This window comes from Vibrio sp. Y42_MX_L11, from assembly GCF_024181785.1.
Classification (GTDB): Bacteria; Pseudomonadota; Gammaproteobacteria; order Enterobacterales; family Vibrionaceae; genus Vibrio; species Vibrio diabolicus.
Genome location: NZ_JAMZAP010000006.1, coordinates 155,804 through 173,376, shown reverse-complemented (window position 1 = coordinate 173,376; position 17,573 = coordinate 155,804). Strand labels below are relative to the sequence as shown.

Below are 17,573 nucleotides of genomic sequence, written 5' to 3'. Positions count from 1 at the left end.
TGATTTTTCATTTATATCAACCTATTACACTTCTTCTCGCACCATGCCATTGATGACAATATTGTTATAACTCACCATGCCAATGACCTCCCCATCTTCAATGACAGGAGCTCGGCTAATGCCAAATCGTTCAAATAGGCGCGCACAATATTTCACATTCATATCAGGGTCGACACACAAAGCGGGCTTGGTCATGATCTCATAAATATTCGTGCGCTGTGGAGAGCGATTATTCGCCAGCACCTTTTTGGCGATATCATTCATCAAGACGATGCCATATTCATCGTTGTCATCTCGCTTTTTCACCACCAGCGCTTTGACTTGGTATTTTTTAGCCAACGTTATGCCTTCATAAACTGTCATTAGCCCATCAACCATGACATAAGTAGCCGCCATTACATCTCGAACTCTAATTATCGTTTGACTGCTCATAACTCATCCTCGACCACTTTGGTCAACGTCTCTACTTGATGCGCGACACCGACTGCATCCTCAATATCGATCTGAATAGCAATGCCCTGCCCCGACTCTCGGTCGAACTCACCAACTTCATTGATGGTTTCTAATATGTGTCGAGAAAGGTGCTCCTCAACGACAAACAGCAGCACATCTTTTTGTACTTCCAGCGTTAAGCCAAAAAACGTTCGCTTTTGATTTAAACCTTGTCCACGAGCGTTATTAATCACCGTCGCACCAGTCGCGCCAGCTTCGCGAGCAGCGTCCAGTACCTTGTCTGTTTTGCTGTCTTCAACAAACGCAAGTATCAATTTAAAGCGCATTTTCTTCGTCCTCCGAGACATCTTTATTCAGCCATTGGGTTATTTGCGCATAGCCCATCACAGAGATCATAGGAAACAGACTGGCAAAGGCGATCAAGCCAAAGCCATCAATCATTGGGTTTCTTCCTGGGACGGTAGAAGCAAGCCCCAGCCCTAGTGCGGTTACAAGCGGAACAGTGACAGTAGAAGTCGTGACGCCTCCAGAATCGTAGGCGAGTGGAACAATAAGCTTTGGCGCATAAAACGTTTGAATCACAACCACGATGTAACCCGCAATGATGTAATAGTGAATAGGGTCACCGACAACAATCCGATAGCTCCCTAGCGCGATGCCAATGGCCACCCCAAATGCAACGGCCACGCGTAAACCGTTAATACTGATACTGCCACCAGAAACTTGGTTTGCTTTTATCGCTACAGCGATTAGAGAAGGCTCAGCAATCGTGGTACTAAAACCGATAAAAAAGGCGAAGGTATACACCCAATAGTAGTCGACCCACACTAAGGCTTTTCCCACAGAGACTTTAAACTCTTGTAAAAATTCCGGCGCCGTCAGTTGCACGGCCATGGTCTCTCCGAGCGGAAACAGAGCCATTTCTAATCCGAGCAAAAAAAGAGCGAGCCCAAGAATCACATAAACAAACCCAAGCAAAACCTTCTTAAGGTTGTTAACTGGACGCCTTAACACCGCTAACTGAAAACCAAAAATAATGCTGGCGATGGGAATGACATCTCGAACGGTCGATAATAAAGTGTCTAGGAAATGTTCAATTGAAATCATGTTACGACCATTCCGTAAACCATCACAAACATCATCGGTAGTAGCGAGGCAAAAGCGATTAAACCAAAACCATCCACCATGGGGTTGCGCCCTTTAATCGCCGATGCTAAACCAACCCCTAGTGCAGTGACCAAAGGCACGGTGATAGTCGACGTCGTCACACCTCCAGAATCATAAGCAACGCCAATAATGGCTTCCGGTGCAAACCACGTCAGGACTACAACGCCGACGTAGCCGCCGATGATCATGTAATGAATTGGCCACCCTTTTAAGATGCGCAGAACGCCAATAACGATGGCGATCCCCACAGAAAGTGCCACCGTTACTCGTAGCCCTTGTCCATAGTCCTGCATGGATTGTTCTGAGTTTGTGATCATCCCGCCTTCTGCCGCAACTTCTGATGCTTCTTCTGCTACGGCCGTTAATGCTGGCTCTGCGATCGTGGTGCCAAACCCCAAACAAAACGCAAAAACTAACAACCAGAACACGCTACCTTTTTTTGCAAAGGCTTGAGCCATACTCTCTCCGATAGGAAAAAGACCAAGCTCTAGACCAAAAATAAAAAACGTTAACCCTAAAACCACAAGCAATAAGCCAAAAAGAATGGAGATGAGATTAGGAAGTGGCTCTTGCAAAACAACTAATTGAAAAAAAGTGATAACAACAACGATGGGTAGCAGATCGCGAGCACTATTAAGGAGCGCTCGAAAAAGAGCAACAAATGCTTCCATACCTATCCTCCTTGATGGTGCAAACTGATTACGCTTGTTCCGGTAGCGATGTTTTTAGTCTGGCATAGATTTAGTTCTCCTACCGTGAACGAATTAGCGCCATGCATAACATTTAGTTACATTTTTTCAATATGTGAAGTCAGTAGCCTCGCTACAGGCTTGCCACTATCCTAGAAATAATAGTGTTGAGATGATCAAGCTCAGCACAAAACGACTATAATGTTCTAATACGTGTACATTCAAAGAGATAACATGAAGATATTACTCACAGGTGGCACTGGGTTTATTGGTTCGGAGTTGCTCAAGCTGCTATCCACTCACCAAGTTATGCTACTTACACGCTCTCCGGAGCAAGCAAAACAACGCCTCCAACACGCTGATTTGGGTAATATCGAATACCTTGACTCGCTTGAGTCATTCGCCGATCTCAATCACATTGATGCCATAATTAATCTTGCGGGTGAGCCTATCGCAGATAAAAGATGGACCAGCGAGCAGAAAGAAAAAATCTGCAAAAGTCGCTGGAAAATTACCGAACAAATCGTTGAGCTGATCCACGCCAGCACAGAGCCTCCCGCAGTTTTTATTAGTGGCTCGGCCGTTGGTTACTATGGCGATCAACAAGACCACCCGTTTGATGAGTGCCTGCATGTTAACAGTGAAGACTTTCCTCACGAGGTTTGTGCAAAATGGGAACAAATAGCCAAACGCGCAGAGTCTGAACAAACACGTGTTTGTCTATTGCGAACTGGCGTGGTGCTCGGCCTTAATGGCGGGGCTTTGGCGAAAATGCTCTTACCTTACAAACTTGGCGTAGGCGGCCCGCTCGGGAACGGTAACCAGTACATGCCTTGGATTCACATTCTGGATATGGTCCGCGCCATCATGTACTTGCTTGAAACACCACATGCCCACGGTGCGTTCAATATGTGCGCACCTCACCCTGTGACTAACCGTATCTTTAGCGGCACGTTGGCAAAAACGCTCAAACGACCACATATCTTGTTCACGCCTAAATGGGCAATGGAACTCCTAATGGGTGAATCTTCCTGCTTATTGTTCGATAGCATGAGAGCCAAACCCAAAAAGCTCACCGAACTTGGCTTCAAATTTAGCTACTCCAGAATAGAGCCAGCACTCAAGCACTTGCTTCATGACCGGAGCTGATGAATGATGACCTCATTCAATGTTGCTTGAGGCTTAATTTATGAAAAAGTCGATTCTTATTACGGGTTGCTCATCCGGTATCGGTTACGTGTGCGCTCACGCCCTGCAAAACGAGGGATTTCATGTCATAGCATCTTGTAGGAAAGAGCAAGATGTCCAACGTCTAATTAATGAAGGGCTAACCTGCATCAAGCTAGACCTAAACAGCCCTGAAAGTATTTCTTCGGGCGTGAAGCAAGCATTAAAGCTAGCAGAGGGTAAGCTTTATGCCGTGTTCAATAATGGTGCCTATGGCCAGCCCGGTGCATTGGAAGACTTGCCCACCGAGGCTCTTCAAGCTCAATTTCAGACCAACTTTTTTGGTTGGCACCAGTTAGTCAGAGAAGTGCTTCCTCACATGCGCATACAAGGCGAAGGACGGATAATACAAAACAGTTCCGTTCTAGGCTTTGCTGCAATGAAATACCGCGGCGCCTACAATGCGTCAAAGTTTGCCCTAGAAGGCTGGACTGACACACTACGGCTAGAGCTTGCGGATACGAATATCAAAGTGGCATTGATAGAACCTGGGCCTATCGAAACTCAATTTAGAAACAATGCATTAAAAGCCTTCGAGAAGTGGATTGATATTGAATCCAGCCCTCACCGCCTCGCCTATGAAGGACAAAGAGAGCGACTCAACAAAGACAAATCTAATAATCGATTTGTTTTACCTGCAGAGTCCTGCGTCGCACCTGTTCTTCATGCATTAACTAGCGCTTCACCTAAAATTCGCTATCGAATTACTACGCCGACTAAATTATTCGCAATCTTGAAAAGGTTATTACCAACCCGTGTGCTTGATAAAATTTTGCGACAAGCTGCATAAAAAAGTTTTGTCACAATGTAATTTCATCGTAACAATGTGATGTCATTATGAGCATGTAGGTTAAAAAAACCTCAAGCAAACGAATCAATTTCTACGCAATTCAGTGAGCACTATTCAACCTAAAGTGAATGAGTTGCTTAGATTTGGTATCGCCACCCATTACGTTTTGTAGCAATGTTTTTACTACTGCGAGGCAACAATGACATTAAATCAGCTTAACTGGCTTAGTGTGGGTGTAGTGTTGACCATGTTCATCCTATTTTGATACCGCACTAACAAATAGCATTAGAACTGCGCTGCTTCGGCAGCGTTTTCTTTTTGCCTTACACCTATTCAGCAGTAACACCATTCTCTTACCGCATCCTTTCACAAAATAGAATGATTCATTATTGATGACGATTAGCAACCATCGCTTGAATTTCCCTTAAATCAACTCCATATCTATTATCAACGACAAGACACAAAGCAAGGATACTCTGATGCAATCCCCATTTATCGTTGAGATAACAGAACAGAACTTTCGCGAAACGCTTGAAGGATCAATGAACACGCCCGTTCTGATCCACTTTTGGGCCAATGCTCAACCAGAAAGCGCACAGATACTCCCTGAGTTGCAATCTCTTGCTCAACAGTACAACGGTGCATTTACGCTTGCTTTATTAAATTGTGAAGATCAGCCGGCTCTAGCGTCTCAATTTGGTGTGCAAGTATTGCCAACTATCGCGCTGTTTATAAATGGTCAAGCCGTCGATGGATTGGGTGGCCCTCAGCCAATTGATGCCATTGCAACCATGCTACAAAAGCATTTGCCAAGCCCAGATGAACAGCTATTAAAGCAAGTCAGTGAACTTCTTCAGCAAGGTGAGCATGCTCAGGCTTTAAGCATCATCCACACTTTGCCGCCAGAACTGCAAGAGCGTGGTGATGTGAAACTCGCGATGGCTGATTGTTTATTAGAAACCAAACAATTTGATGTCGCCCAAGAGCTACTGAACGCTATCCCTCTTGAGTATCAAGATAACTACTACAAGAGTCTAATAGCCAAGCTCGAGCTGCATTTGCAGGCTGCAGATAGCCCTGAGTTACAACGACTAGAACAAGCATACGCAGCAGACATGGCAAACTTCGAACTTGCTTGTGAATTGGCGGTACAGTACAACCAAGTGGGTCGTGATGAAGAAGCGCTGGAACTGCTGTGGAATATTCTTAAAAAAGACTTGGGCGCCCAAGACGGTGAAGTGAAGAAGACTTTTATGGATATTCTCAGCGCGCTAGGTCAAGGCAACGCATTAGCAAGCAAATATCGCCGTCAGCTGTATTCGATTCTGTACTAACTCGCTGAAAAGCGAAACTTCAACTAAAGGCCGGATATTCCGGCCTTTGTTATATAAAAAACCAATAACCTCTTAAGGTTCTCAGAACTTCAATTGTCTATTGTCTATAAATAGGTAAAAATGAATCGGACATTATGCACTTAAGGGAATATCTCATGCCAATTGATTCACTGATTACCATCGGTATTTTCGTCGTTCTTGCTGTAGTTATCTTATCTTCAGCCATTAAGACGGTGCCACAAGGAAATAACTGGACAGTCGAACGCTTCGGACGCTACACCCATACGCTAAAACCCGGCTTAAACTTGATCATCCCATTTGTTGATAAGATAGGGCAAAAAGTCAACATGATGGAGCGCGTTCTTGATATTCCAGCGCAAGAAGTTATTTCAAAAGACAACGCTAACGTAGTTATTGATGCCGTCGGATTTGTTCAAGTCATCGATGCTGCCAAAGCCGCTTATGAAGTCAACGATTTGGAACATGCCATTAGAAATTTAACTCTCACCAATATCCGCACCGTTTTAGGCTCAATGGAGTTGGACGAAATGCTGAGTCAGCGTGACATGATCAACTCCAAGCTGCTGGCAATTGTTGACCAAGCCACCAACCCATGGGGTGTAAAAGTCACACGAATTGAAATAAAAGATGTACAGCCACCATCCGATCTAACGGCGGCGATGAATGCTCAAATGAAAGCCGAGCGAAATAAACGTGCGGAGATTCTCGAAGCAGAAGGGGTACGCCAAGCTGAAATTTTAAAGGCTGAAGGTCATAAGCAGTCGGAGATATTAAAAGCTGAGGGCGAAAAGCAGTCTGCTATTCTCCATGCTGAAGCTCGTGAACGCGCCGCGCAAGCAGAAGCAAAAGCGACTTATATGGTTTCTGAAGCGATTGCCAAAGGCGATATGCAAGCCGTCAATTACTTCATTGCTCAAGGCTATACCGAAGCGATCAAAAGCATTGGTCAAGCCGAAAACGGCAAAATCATTATGCTTCCATTAGAAGCGACCGGACTAATGGGCTCGGTTGCAGGGATAGCAGAGATGTTTAAACAACAAGATAAAGAATAACTTATGGACTTTTTCAGTTTGCTGGAAGGTATCTCTTTCTGGCATTGGCTAGCCTTCGGTTTTGCACTTCTAGCGGTAGAGCTACTTGGGACTGCGGGATATTTTCTCTGGCTCGGAGTTTCTGCACTTATCGTTGGAGCACTAATGACCGTTTTGCCAATGAGCTGGCAATTACAATGGCTTTGCTTTGCAAGTTTCAGCTTAATCACCACTTGGTTATGGTGGCGACGACAATGGTCTCAAGACAAGAAAGAAGACCAAGAAAGAGATCTGAACCAAAAGTATAAGCAGTTAATCGGACGCACACTTACCATTGAAGAGGACTTTTCTGTTGGACTCAATCGTATCAAGGTTGCCGATACCACGTGGTCGGCGCAGTCGGATCAAGCACTTCCAGCAGGAACGCGCGTTAAAATAAAAGATATCGATGGTATTATTTTAATCATTGAGCCTGATTCTAAGTAATTTATGCCAAAGTAATGGGGCAAACTATGCTCCATTACTTTAATCTAAACAACCGCTTTCATTTCATTGATTTAATTAAAATCGAACAAAAAATAAGTAGCAGCAATATTATTAATATCCTACCCTATCCTTCCAATAATTTAATTATTCATCATACGATAATCAATAAGATAGAAATATATCGATATAAATTATCTTTATAAATTTATTTTAAAAAATAAAACTTTATTGAATTATTTTTTGATCTTTTTGCCCCCCCATACATACTTAACGCATAAGCATTTAAGTTGAATGCTTTTTATTTGGTAAGTAAGAGGATGTACTATGAAGAAACTTCTCTTTTTAATGTTATGCGGTATCTTTTCTTTTTCTTCCTTTGCCTACACCAACGGAAATGGTGGTACAACTAATTTAGGACCGATAGTCGAATGTAAATTGCCAAGTGGTGATGTCACTAATATTCCAAGTGAAATGTGTCGATTTAGAGGCGGAGAATGGAACTAATATAGAAGTCAGTAGTTAGTTCGATATAAGTAAACTATTGATACCTTACTTTTCAGTAAAGTCATTATTTACCCAAGCAAGTAGATATTCAATGTCTACATTAAGGTGATGATTATGAGATTTTTAGCTGGTCTATTGTTAGCATGTTTTGCCCTAGCTCCATTAACTACTCATGCCAATGGTGCTTCAGGTGGACGTACGCTAGCCCCAGAGATAAAGTGTGAGTTACCAAACGGTAACGTGCATATGTTACCGCCGTTATATTGCAAAATATATGATGGTCGAGAAGTAAAATAAAAAAGGAGCCTAGCGGCTCCTTTTTATCATCTCACTAAGTATTAGTGGAAGCTGTAAGGGATAAGAACTTGTAGACGTAGGTCTGTTTCATCCGCATCACCAGCACCAGCGTACTCATCGCGCTCTAGGATTGTACCGTGTAGACGGATCGTAGAACCTTTCAGTGCGCCACTCTGTAGAGAGTAAGATACTGTCGCGTTAACTGCGTATTCACTTTCGTAATCCCAGTCACCTGATGCACCGCTTGCTGCAGAATCAGCACCAGTACCGTAACCAAAGCCTAGGTAGTAGTTCCAGCCGTTACCTTGGTTGTACGATAGACGGTTGTACCACGCTAGCTCACCCGCTTTGTTCCAGTCAGACAGTGCATCCCACCACTGAGACCAAGTACCGTTGTTCATACCGTAAGTATGAATTGTACGTGGAACGAAGTCAGCACGGTTGTCTGTGTCTGTGTAGCGTAGCTCAGACATCCAAGCTAGCTTGCCGAAAGATTGATTCAAAGATAGACCAGTGTGGAAACCTAGACCATCGTATTTCACATCATCGTCAACACCGTAGAAATCAAATGCTAGAGTTGTACGGTCACTCACAGTGTACTTCAAGTAAGCCTTGTAAGAAGTGTTGTCAGTTTCGTTGTGGTAGCTAGTTACTTGACCTGCACCCCAGTCGATACCATTTGCATATTGAACGCCAGTAGCTTGACCCAAACCAAGTTGCATAAACAAGCTGTCAGTTAGGTTACCGTTTAGGCCTAGAGAGTGTAGGTAGCTCCATGAAGTGTCAGACCAAAGCGCTGGCGCGTAGTCATCTTCGTGAAGTAGCCAAGGTGCTGTAAATTGGTCTGCACCAAAGTAGCTTAGGTTGAAATCACCTAGTTTAGCGTTCAGTTCGAAACCACGGTAAGTACCAGGTACGAAACTCCAAACGTTACCAATAGTACCGTTACCACCCGCTTGTAGCATACCAAAGCGCGCGTTGAAGCTTTCGTTTGCTTTGAACTTCAGTGCTGCTTTGTAAACTTTAAGCTGTTGACCATCACCTGCACCCCAGTCTAGGTTGTTACAAGTTGAAATTTCGTTACATAGGTAGCCTTCGTTTGAATTGTAAAGGCTATCGTTGTAAAGGTCGCCAGAATAGTAAGCCGCAACATCTGCACCAACCCAACCATCGTGGTAGCCAGAAGTAAAGTCTAAAATTGCGTTGTAAGAAGAGTAGTTTAGACGACTCCAACGGTCACCGTTTTCACCGCCTGGCTTACCTGTTGTACGAGTACGAGAACGAGTATCAACTAGAAATAATGCATTAAGACTAGAGTCTTGCATAAATTCGTTCACTTTCTCGACGTACTCGCCACCTGCTGCACTTTCAGTAGACGCTGTAGCTGGAGCAACAGCAACAACACCAAACATTGCTGCGGTTAACGCTGAAACCTTAAAAAATTTGTCCATGGAAAAACTCCTAAAAATGGATATAGCTGTATTTTTCTATCTCACCTTTAGTTGGCCGCCGAAGGAGAGAAGTAAATTCCTGATCAAACCTCATTATTTCTAATTTGGCTTTTATTAGTTCCTGCATACACACCGTGTATCCACGTGATTAAGACTAACTTCGCAGCTAAAAACATCCAAACGGAACTTATTTTTTTTTCTAAAAAAATATGAGCCAGTCCAAAGTTCCATATAAGTTGTTGATCCAGATCTTACTTTTAACAACACCAACACAAAAAGACAATTAAACATTAAATATCAATAACTTAAATCACCCCTTAGAACTCCAACTTGAAGTCACTCGCAGACTAAAGAAGTAAAAAACCTTAATAATTCAATGGGAGATCTTGATCACTGAAAAGATAAAAAGCATAAAAAACTCAATAAAAAAGCACTTAATTATGGGCAAAAAAAAGCCCGACATGCTTACCATGTCGGGCTTTTAGTTATTTTTTAGCTTTTTTGATGAGACTTAATTCATCAACTCGAGTAAGTCTTGTTCTGTTTTGATCTCGATACCCAGTTCTTGTGCCTTTGCCAACTTCGAACCTGCATTTTCACCAGCAAACAAAATATCCGTTTTCTTAGAAACACTACCTGTCACTTTTGCACCTAGGGATTGGAGGGCTTCTTTAGCCTCTGTGCGACCTAATTGAGAAAGTGTTCCTGTCAATACGACCGTCTTACCTTCTAACGGTAGCTCCCCTACCTGCTCAGTAGTATTAATCTCTGGCCAGTGGATGCCTTGTTCAAGCAAATCTTTAACCACTGCTTGGTTCTGCTCTTCACTGAAGAAAGTCGTAATATGTTGAGCAACCACAGCACCGATGTCTTGCACTTCAATTAACTGCTCTTCGTTAGCATTTTGGATGGCTTCCAACGTTTTAAAGTGCATTGCTAGGTTTGCGGCGGTTGCCTCGCCAACTTCACGAATCCCAAGCGAATACAAAAAGCGAGGTAACGTTGTCTCTTTTGATTTTTCTAACGCATTCACAATGTTCTGCGCAGACTTTGGCCCCATGCGATCTAATACCGTTAAAATCCCCGCAGATAACTTAAATAAGTCAGCAGGAGTTTTCACCATCTCACGGTCAACAAGTTGCTCGATCACTTTATCGCCTAGACCGTCAACGTCTAACGCTTTACGAGACACAAAGTGTTTTAGCGCTTGTTTACGTTGGGCTTGGCAAACTAAGCCACCCGTACAACGTGTTACCGCCTCTCCTTCGATTCGTTCAACATGCGAACCACAAACCGGACACTGAGTTGGGAAAATAATATCTCGCGCCGTTTCTGGTCGACGCTCTTTGATGACAGAAACGACTTGAGGAATAACGTCACCCGCTCGACGAATCACAACGTGATCACCGATCTTAACTTGCAGACGTTCTATCTCATCTGCGTTATGAAGCGTCGCATTACTTACCGTTACCCCGCCAACAAATACAGGCTCTAGTTTAGCAACAGGTGTAATCGCACCAGTACGACCGACTTGGAATTCCACCTCATTCAACGTCGTCATTTCTTCCTGAGCCGGGAATTTGTAGGCAATCGCCCAACGTGGAGCGCGAGCAACAAATCCAAGACGCTCTTGCACGGCAATATCGTCAATTTTAATGACGACACCATCGATCTCATAAGGAAGGGCATCACGACGCTGCAAGATATCTTGGTAGTAAGCTTTTACATCCGCCAAACTTTCAACTCGCTTGGTCTCCGGGCACATTGGTAATCCCCAAGATTTAATTTGCAAGAAGCGTTCGTAGTGACTTGCCGCCAATTCAGCGCCTTGCACCACGCCTACACTGTATGCATAGAAGCTAAGCGGACGAGAAGCCGTAATGCGTGAATCCAATTGTCGTAAGCTACCTGCCGCAGCATTACGTGGATTAACAAAGATTTTCTCGCCTTTCTTCCTTGCTAATTCATTGAGCTTTTCAAACCCAGCTTTCGGCATAAAGACTTCACCACGAACTTCAAGACGATTTGGCCAGTCATTACCCCTGAGTTTTAAAGGAATGGCTTTAATCGTACGTACATTTTCTGTGATGTTCTCGCCAGTAGTGCCATCGCCTCGTGTTGCCGCCTGAACTAAAACACCGTTCTCATACAGTAAACTAACTGCGAGTCCATCCAGTTTCGGCTCACAACAGTATTCTTTCACACTCTGACTGCCCACCCGCTCTTGTGCTCGCTTATGGAAACTATCAAGTTCGCTGTCATCAAACGCATTATCAAGCGAAAGCATCGGTACTTCATGTGTCACTTGGCTAAACGCAGAGAGAGGTTGTCCACCGACACGTTGACTTGGTGAATCTACGGTAATTAAATCAGGGTTCTCAGCTTCAATATCCAGGAGCTCTCGCATTAAGCGGTCGTACTCGGCATCAGGGATCTCTGGGTTATCTTCCACGTAGTAACGCACAGCGTGGTAATGCAACGACTCTTTTAGTTCTTCTAATCGCTGAAGTACTGATTCAGACATAGTAAAGCCCCGTGTATTTTCAATCGGTGAGGTTGGGAAATCCAAGAAAAAGGGCTCCATCCGGAGCCCTATTATTATTTGCTGTTAAGATTATGCGTTAGCGGCATTAAACTCAACTATTTGACGTCGATAAGACGCTAAACGGTCTGGCGTCATTAAGTTACGCTGGTCATCAAGAACGTTGCCACCTAAATCATCAGCAATTTGCTGCGCAGTTCGGAGCATTAAGTTGAAGTTCTGTTCAGCCTCGCCATAACAAGGCAATGTCATGAAGAATGAAATACCCTTCGTTGTAAACTCAGCAGGATCAGCATGCTCAAACGTACCAGGGTGCATCATATTAGCGACGCTAAACAGCACTTTGCCGTTACCGGACAAGTCGACATGACGGTGGAAAATATCCATCTCGCCATAAATTAAGCCGTTTTGTTGCATACTCTCAAATAAAGCAGTACCAACAAATGGCTCTTCACCCGCACAGTGCACATTCAATACAATCACTTGCATTTCAGGTTCTGGCTTTGGCTCTTCCTTAGGCTGTGCAACTACAGGGTCGCTACCCGTTTCGACTTGCTGTTCTTTCTCAGTAATATCAAACGCGGCGGGAATAGCTTCTTCTTCCACAGCAGGCTGGAATGGCTCTTCAGCTACTGGTGCTTGAACAACAGACTCAACGTCCTCTTCTTTATCTTTTTCTGCAACAAATGAAGGGATGTCATCCGGCTCCTGCTGTGTCTGTGTTACTTCAGATGGGCCACCGAATAACGGGTCAGATTCAAACTTGTTGTCGAAAGAACTCGCCATCCCAAAATCTGGTTCTTTGCGATCTTTACGAATGATCTCAAAGTCATCTTCAGGAGCGGGAGCGAAGTCTCGTTCTTTCTCGACAAGATCATTTTTGTCTTCTTGGTCAACATCCAGCTTACCAAGTGGCTTGTTACCAAACTTTGCTTTGCCTTCTTTTTTACTGCTCCACAAACCATGAAACAGCAATGCCGCGATGGCTAATGCGCCAACAACAATGAGTACGAATCGCAATTCCTGCATTATTTACTCTCAATATACTTGTTTTTACTACTCGCAGTTCCTTGAGCAGCAACCCAAGTGCAATAAATCTGAATGATACGTTTACTTTACCAAAACTATATGTAGATTTAGAACAACTTAATGCAAGAAGTTCCGTTTTTTGTTGTGATTCTTGCCACGATTCCACTTAACAAGACGTCATTTGTCAGGGCATTGAAAGAAAAGCCCTCACAGGTACAATGAGTTTTCATTTACACGAAGCCAAAATAGACATGAAGCAAAACAATCAGCAGAGAACCGGATTCGGTTATTTTCTATACGGGATACAATTGGCACTTGCCCCTAAAATCAGACGCTTTGTCATCTTACCTCTACTTGCAAATATCTTGCTTGTGGGTGGTGCCATCTTCTATCTATTTTCAAACCTTAATATATGGATCGAAGACTGGATTGGGCAGCTGCCTGAGTTTTTATCCTGGTTAACTTACATTCTTTGGCCTTTACTCGCTCTGACGATACTCGCTACCTTCTCCTATTTTTTCAGCACGCTCGCGAACTTTATCGCCTCGCCATTCAATGGCCTCTTAGCTGAAAAAGTGGAAGAGTACTTAACGGGACAAAAAGTAAATGATGATGGTTTCACTGCCGTCCTGAAAGATGTTCCTCGCGTTTTAGCTCGTGAGTGGAGAAAGCTCCTTTACATCTTACCTAAAGCAATAGGCCTATTCCTGTTATTGCTCATCCCTGCCCTTGGACAAACAGTAGGCCCATTTTTATGGTTTATCTTTACCGCTTGGATGCTCGCGATTCAATATTGTGACTACCCGTTTGATAACCATAAAATCCCATTTAACGACATGCGTTACAAATTGAAACAAAAGCAAGGTAAGGCCTATGGCTTTGGGGGATTGGTGTCTGTGTTTACGACGATCCCAATTTTGAACCTCATTGTCATGCCTGTAGCAATATGTGGCGCAACCGCTATGTGGGTCGCGGAGTTTAAGCACCAACGATAGTCGATTAGAGATTAAGGAAAGGGATCTGCGCCAGCTTTTCCCTTTTCTTTTATCGAGTTCTGGGCCAACCTAATAAGATATAACTTTTTAATCCTTTTCCCTTTTTTTCATACCGCATATTCTTCTATCCATATTCACACAACGTGTAATGAAGGAACATCACTATGAGCAAAATCTACGAAGATAACTCTCTTACTATCGGTAATACACCTCTCGTTCGTCTAAACAAAGTAAGCAAAGGCAAAGTTCTCGCGAAAATTGAAGCGCGTAACCCTAGCTTCAGTGTTAAGTGCCGTATCGGTGCAAACATGATTTGGGAAGCAGAAAAAGCGGGGCTTCTTAAGCCAGGTGTAGAGCTTGTAGAACCTACCAGTGGTAACACAGGTGTTGCTCTAGCATTCGTAGCGGCCGCTCGCGGTTACAAGCTAACATTGACCATGCCTGAATCAATGAGCCTAGAACGCCGTAAGCTACTTAAAGCACTGGGCGCTAACCTTGAGCTGACTGAAGCGGCGAAAGGCATGAAAGGGGCGATTGCTAAAGCAGAAGAAATCGTAGCAAGCAACCCTGAGAAGTACCTACTTCTTCAACAATTTGACAACCCTGCGAACCCAGAGATCCACGAAAAGACTACGGGCCCTGAGATTTGGGAAGCGACAGACGGTGAAATCGACGTATTCGTTGCTGGTGTCGGTACGGGCGGTACTATCACAGGTACAAGCCGTTACATCAAAGGTGAAAAAGGTAAAGCCATCACTTCTGTCGCAGTTGAGCCAGCAGAGTCTCCAGTTATTGCACAAGCACTTGCTGGCGAAGAAATCCAACCTGCTCCGCACAAAATCCAAGGTATCGGTGCTGGTTTCATCCCAGGTAACCTCGATTTAGACATTATTGACCGCGTTGAACAAGTCACCTCAGAAGAAGCGATTGAGATGGCTCGTCGCCTAATGGAAGAGGAAGGTATCCTAGCTGGCATCTCATCCGGCGCGGCTGTTGTTGCAGCTAACCGACTTGCAGAACTCCCTGAATTTGAAGGAAAAACAATTGTAACCGTTCTACCAAGTTCAGGTGAGCGTTACCTAAGCACAGCACTCTTTGCAGGTATCTTTACCGAAAAAGAGAACCAACAATAATATGTGTTCAAATCAATTTTTAGTTTAAAAAAGCCCCGTTTAGGGGCTTTTTTGTTGATCCCTGCCCTACCTTTGGTAATATCAGGGTGTTTTATTTCTAGCTTCAAAATAAAGAAGCAGAACACAAAAAGGTTTCAAAGTGATTACGCACGCAAACAGTTGCGTAGTTACCAAACTTTTGACTAGTATCAGAACTGACGCGCTTTGAACTCTTCCCGTGCTAGCGCACAAGATGTAAAGCAGTTAAGCTAAAATCTAGTCACAAACTAACAAAAAAATACATTTATTGGGGTATATCACATGTACGAGAAGCAAGTAGAAATCACAGCAGAAAACGGCCTTCACACTCGTCCAGCTGCACAGTTTGTTAAAGAAGCAAAAGCATTCGACGCAGACATCACTGTGACTTCTAACGGTAAAAGCGCTAGCGCTAAGAGCCTATTCAAACTACAAACACTAGGCCTAGTAAAAGGTACTCAAGTAACTATTTCTGCTGAAGGCCCACAAGCTCAGCAAGCAGTTGACCACCTAGTTGCTCTAATGGACCAACTACACTAATCCGGTCTCCTACTCCAGAAGCCATTTTGTGAAAGCGAAATGGCTTCGTTGGAAATAGGCTCAAAACTAAGCTAAAACTATTCGTTAGCGCACCCATTATTCTCCCGTTTTATAAAGTTGACCAAACTTAAGGTAAGGCTATGATTTCAGGCATCCTAGCATCTCCTGGTATTGCAATCGGTAAAGCACTACTACTTCAAGAAGATGAAATTGTCCTAAACACAAACACTATTTCTGACGATCAAGTAGAAGCTGAAGTTCAGCGTTTCTTCGACGCTCGTAACAAATCTGCAGCTCAGCTAGAAACAATCAAGCAAAAAGCGCTTGAAACGTTTGGTGAAGAAAAAGAAGCGATCTTTGAAGGTCACATCATGCTTCTTGAAGACGAAGAGCTAGAAGAAGAGATCCTAGCACTTATCAAAAACGACAAGATGACTGCGGATCACGCTATCCACTCAGTTATCGAAGAGCAAGCATGTGCTCTTGAGTCACTAGATGACGAATACCTAAAAGAACGTGCAACTGACATCCGCGATATCGGTTCTCGTTTTGTGAAAAACGCACTGGGTATCAACATTGTTTCGCTTAGCGACATCAATGAAGAAGTTATCCTAGTTGCTTACGACCTAACGCCATCTGAAACGGCACAAATTAACCTAGACTACGTACTTGGTTTTGCTTGTGATATCGGCGGTCGTACATCTCACACTTCAATCATGGCTCGCTCTCTTGAGCTTCCAGCTATCGTTGGTACTAACGACATCACGAAAAAAGTTAAGAATGGCGATATGCTGATTCTTGACGCGATGAACAACAAGATTGTTGTTAACCCATCAGAAGCTGAACTAGAAGAAGCGAAAGCGGTTAAAGCGGCATTCCTAGCTGAAAAAGAAGAGCTAGCGAAACTGAAAGACCTGCACGCAGAAACGACTGACGGTCACCGTGTAGAAGTTTGCGGTAACATCGGTACAGTGAAAGACTGTGACGGTATCCTCCGTAACGGCGGTGAAGGTGTTGGTCTGTACCGTACTGAATTCCTATTTATGGACCGTACTGCACTTCCAACTGAAGAAGAACAGTACCAAGCGTACAAAGAAGTTGCGGAAGCAATGAACGGTCAAGCTGTGATCATCCGTACTATGGATATCGGCGGCGATAAAGATCTCCCATACATGGATCTTCCAAAAGAGATGAACCCATTCCTAGGCTGGCGTGCTGTACGTATCAGCCTGGATCGTCGTGAAATCCTTCGTGATCAGCTACGTGGCATCCTACGTGCTTCTGCACACGGCAAACTGCGTATTATGTTCCCAATGATCATCTCTGTCGAAGAAATCCGTGAGCTTAAGAAAGCGATCGAAGAGTACAAAGAAGAGCTACGCGCTGAAGGCCACGCGTTCGACGAAAACATCGAAATCGGTGTTATGGTTGAAACTCCTGCTGCTGCTGCGATCGCACACCACTTAGCGAAGGAAGTGTCTTTCTTCTCTATCGGTACAAACGACCTAACCCAGTACACGCTAGCGGTAGACCGTGGTAACGAGATGATCTCTCATCTTTACAACCCACTATCACCAGCAGTACTAACCGTGATCAAGCAAGTTATCGACGCTTCTCACGCAGAAGGTAAATGGACTGGTATGTGTGGTGAACTTGCAGGTGACGAGCGTGCAACGCTTCTACTTCTAGGTATGGGTCTGGACGAGTTCTCAATGAGCGGCATTTCAATCCCTAAAGTGAAGAAAGTAGTTCGTAACTCTAACTTCGCAGAAGTGAAAGCAATGGCGGAAGAAGCCCTTTCTCTACCAACAGCTGCAGAAATCGAAGCAGTGGTAGAAAAGTTTATTGCTGAGAAAGCTCAGTAAT

17 protein-coding genes are annotated in these 17,573 nt (G+C 44.0%); 10 read left to right on the top strand and 7 right to left on the bottom strand.

Going from position 1 to position 17,573, the window contains the following annotated elements:
* Window positions 1–24: 24 nt before the first annotated feature.
* Genes NL643_RS08790 through NL643_RS08775 form a run of 4 tightly spaced genes read right to left on the bottom strand, consistent with a single transcriptional unit; the run spans window position 25 to window position 2,291 of the window.
* A complete protein-coding gene (locus NL643_RS08790; RefSeq protein ID WP_005393075.1) occupies window positions 25–432 on the bottom strand; it encodes a CBS domain-containing protein in 408 nt (135 codons plus the stop codon).
* The gene (locus NL643_RS08785) at window positions 429–779 is read right to left on the bottom strand and encodes a P-II family nitrogen regulator (protein WP_005393077.1); all 351 of its coding nucleotides are present in this window, start codon (window positions 777–779) and stop codon (window positions 429–431) included. The genes NL643_RS08790 and NL643_RS08785 overlap by 4 nt, the downstream gene beginning before the upstream one ends.
* On the bottom strand, window positions 769–1,560 hold the full coding sequence (locus tag NL643_RS08780; protein ID WP_046874269.1) for a DUF1538 domain-containing protein: 792 nt from the start codon (window positions 1,558–1,560) through the stop codon (window positions 769–771). The genes NL643_RS08785 and NL643_RS08780 overlap by 11 nt, the downstream gene beginning before the upstream one ends.
* Window positions 1,557–2,291 carry a DUF1538 domain-containing protein gene (locus NL643_RS08775; protein WP_046874270.1) on the bottom strand — a complete coding sequence of 245 codons (735 nt, stop codon included), beginning with the start codon at window positions 2,289–2,291 and terminating at the stop codon, window positions 1,557–1,559. Before NL643_RS08775 ends, NL643_RS08780 begins: the two co-directional genes overlap by 4 nt.
* A gap of 252 nt (window positions 2,292–2,543) precedes the next feature.
* On the opposite strand from NL643_RS08775, the gene NL643_RS08770 reads away from it, so the two are divergent.
* The 6 genes from NL643_RS08770 to NL643_RS08745 all read left to right on the top strand — a co-directional run bounded on the left by NL643_RS08770 (window position 2,544) and on the right by NL643_RS08745 (window position 7,702).
* Window positions 2,544–3,458, top strand: coding sequence for a TIGR01777 family oxidoreductase (locus tag NL643_RS08770; protein WP_005393083.1), 915 nt, complete (start codon window positions 2,544–2,546; stop codon window positions 3,456–3,458).
* 40 nt (window positions 3,459–3,498) lie between these two features.
* Window positions 3,499–4,326: an SDR family oxidoreductase gene (locus NL643_RS08765; RefSeq protein WP_253644273.1), complete on the top strand. Its 828-nt coding sequence runs from the start codon at window positions 3,499–3,501 to the stop codon at window positions 4,324–4,326.
* A 479-nt stretch (window positions 4,327–4,805) separates the two neighbouring features.
* The gene (locus NL643_RS08760) at window positions 4,806–5,660 is read left to right on the top strand and encodes a co-chaperone YbbN (protein WP_048626123.1); all 855 of its coding nucleotides are present in this window, start codon (window positions 4,806–4,808) and stop codon (window positions 5,658–5,660) included.
* A 155-nt stretch (window positions 5,661–5,815) separates the two neighbouring features.
* Window positions 5,816–6,733, top strand: a complete 918-nt coding sequence (locus NL643_RS08755) for an SPFH domain-containing protein (protein WP_005393087.1) — start codon at window positions 5,816–5,818, stop codon at window positions 6,731–6,733.
* 3 nt (window positions 6,734–6,736) lie between these two features.
* Entirely contained in the window at window positions 6,737–7,198 is a 462-nt protein-coding gene (locus tag NL643_RS08750) for an NfeD family protein (protein WP_053807089.1), read from the top strand.
* 324 nt (window positions 7,199–7,522) lie between these two features.
* The gene (locus NL643_RS08745) at window positions 7,523–7,702 is read left to right on the top strand and encodes a hypothetical protein (RefSeq protein WP_074191004.1); all 180 of its coding nucleotides are present in this window, start codon (window positions 7,523–7,525) and stop codon (window positions 7,700–7,702) included.
* A gap of 338 nt (window positions 7,703–8,040) precedes the next feature.
* On the opposite strand, the gene NL643_RS08740 is transcribed toward NL643_RS08745, so the two are convergent.
* The 3 genes from NL643_RS08740 to zipA form a co-directional block, all read right to left on the bottom strand.
* On the bottom strand, window positions 8,041–9,450 hold the full coding sequence (locus NL643_RS08740; RefSeq protein WP_006742721.1) for a hypothetical protein: 1,410 nt from the start codon (window positions 9,448–9,450) through the stop codon (window positions 8,041–8,043).
* Window positions 9,451–9,961: 511 nt separating this feature from the next.
* Window positions 9,962–11,974, bottom strand: coding sequence for an NAD-dependent DNA ligase LigA (gene ligA, locus NL643_RS08735; protein WP_041852978.1), 2,013 nt, complete (start codon window positions 11,972–11,974; stop codon window positions 9,962–9,964).
* Window positions 11,975–12,064: 90 nt separating this feature from the next.
* Window positions 12,065–13,021 (bottom strand): cell division protein ZipA, encoded by a 957-nt coding sequence (zipA, locus tag NL643_RS08730; protein WP_253644272.1) that lies wholly within the window; start codon window positions 13,019–13,021, stop codon window positions 12,065–12,067.
* Window positions 13,022–13,272: 251 nt separating this feature from the next.
* Between zipA and cysZ the strand changes: the two genes are divergently transcribed.
* The 4 genes from cysZ (at window position 13,273) to ptsI (ending at window position 17,572) form a co-directional block, all read left to right on the top strand.
* On the top strand, window positions 13,273–14,016 hold the full coding sequence (gene cysZ, locus NL643_RS08725; RefSeq protein WP_253644271.1) for a sulfate transporter CysZ: 744 nt from the start codon (window positions 13,273–13,275) through the stop codon (window positions 14,014–14,016).
* A 164-nt stretch (window positions 14,017–14,180) separates the two neighbouring features.
* A complete protein-coding gene (gene cysK, locus NL643_RS08720) occupies window positions 14,181–15,149 on the top strand; it encodes a cysteine synthase A (RefSeq protein WP_005382045.1) in 969 nt (322 codons plus the stop codon).
* A gap of 300 nt (window positions 15,150–15,449) precedes the next feature.
* Window positions 15,450–15,707, top strand: coding sequence for an HPr family phosphocarrier protein (locus NL643_RS08715; protein WP_005382043.1), 258 nt, complete (start codon window positions 15,450–15,452; stop codon window positions 15,705–15,707).
* Window positions 15,708–15,847: 140 nt separating this feature from the next.
* A complete protein-coding gene (gene ptsI / locus NL643_RS08710) occupies window positions 15,848–17,572 on the top strand; it encodes a phosphoenolpyruvate-protein phosphotransferase PtsI (protein ID WP_005393100.1) in 1,725 nt (574 codons plus the stop codon).
* Window position 17,573 lies beyond the last annotated feature (1 nt).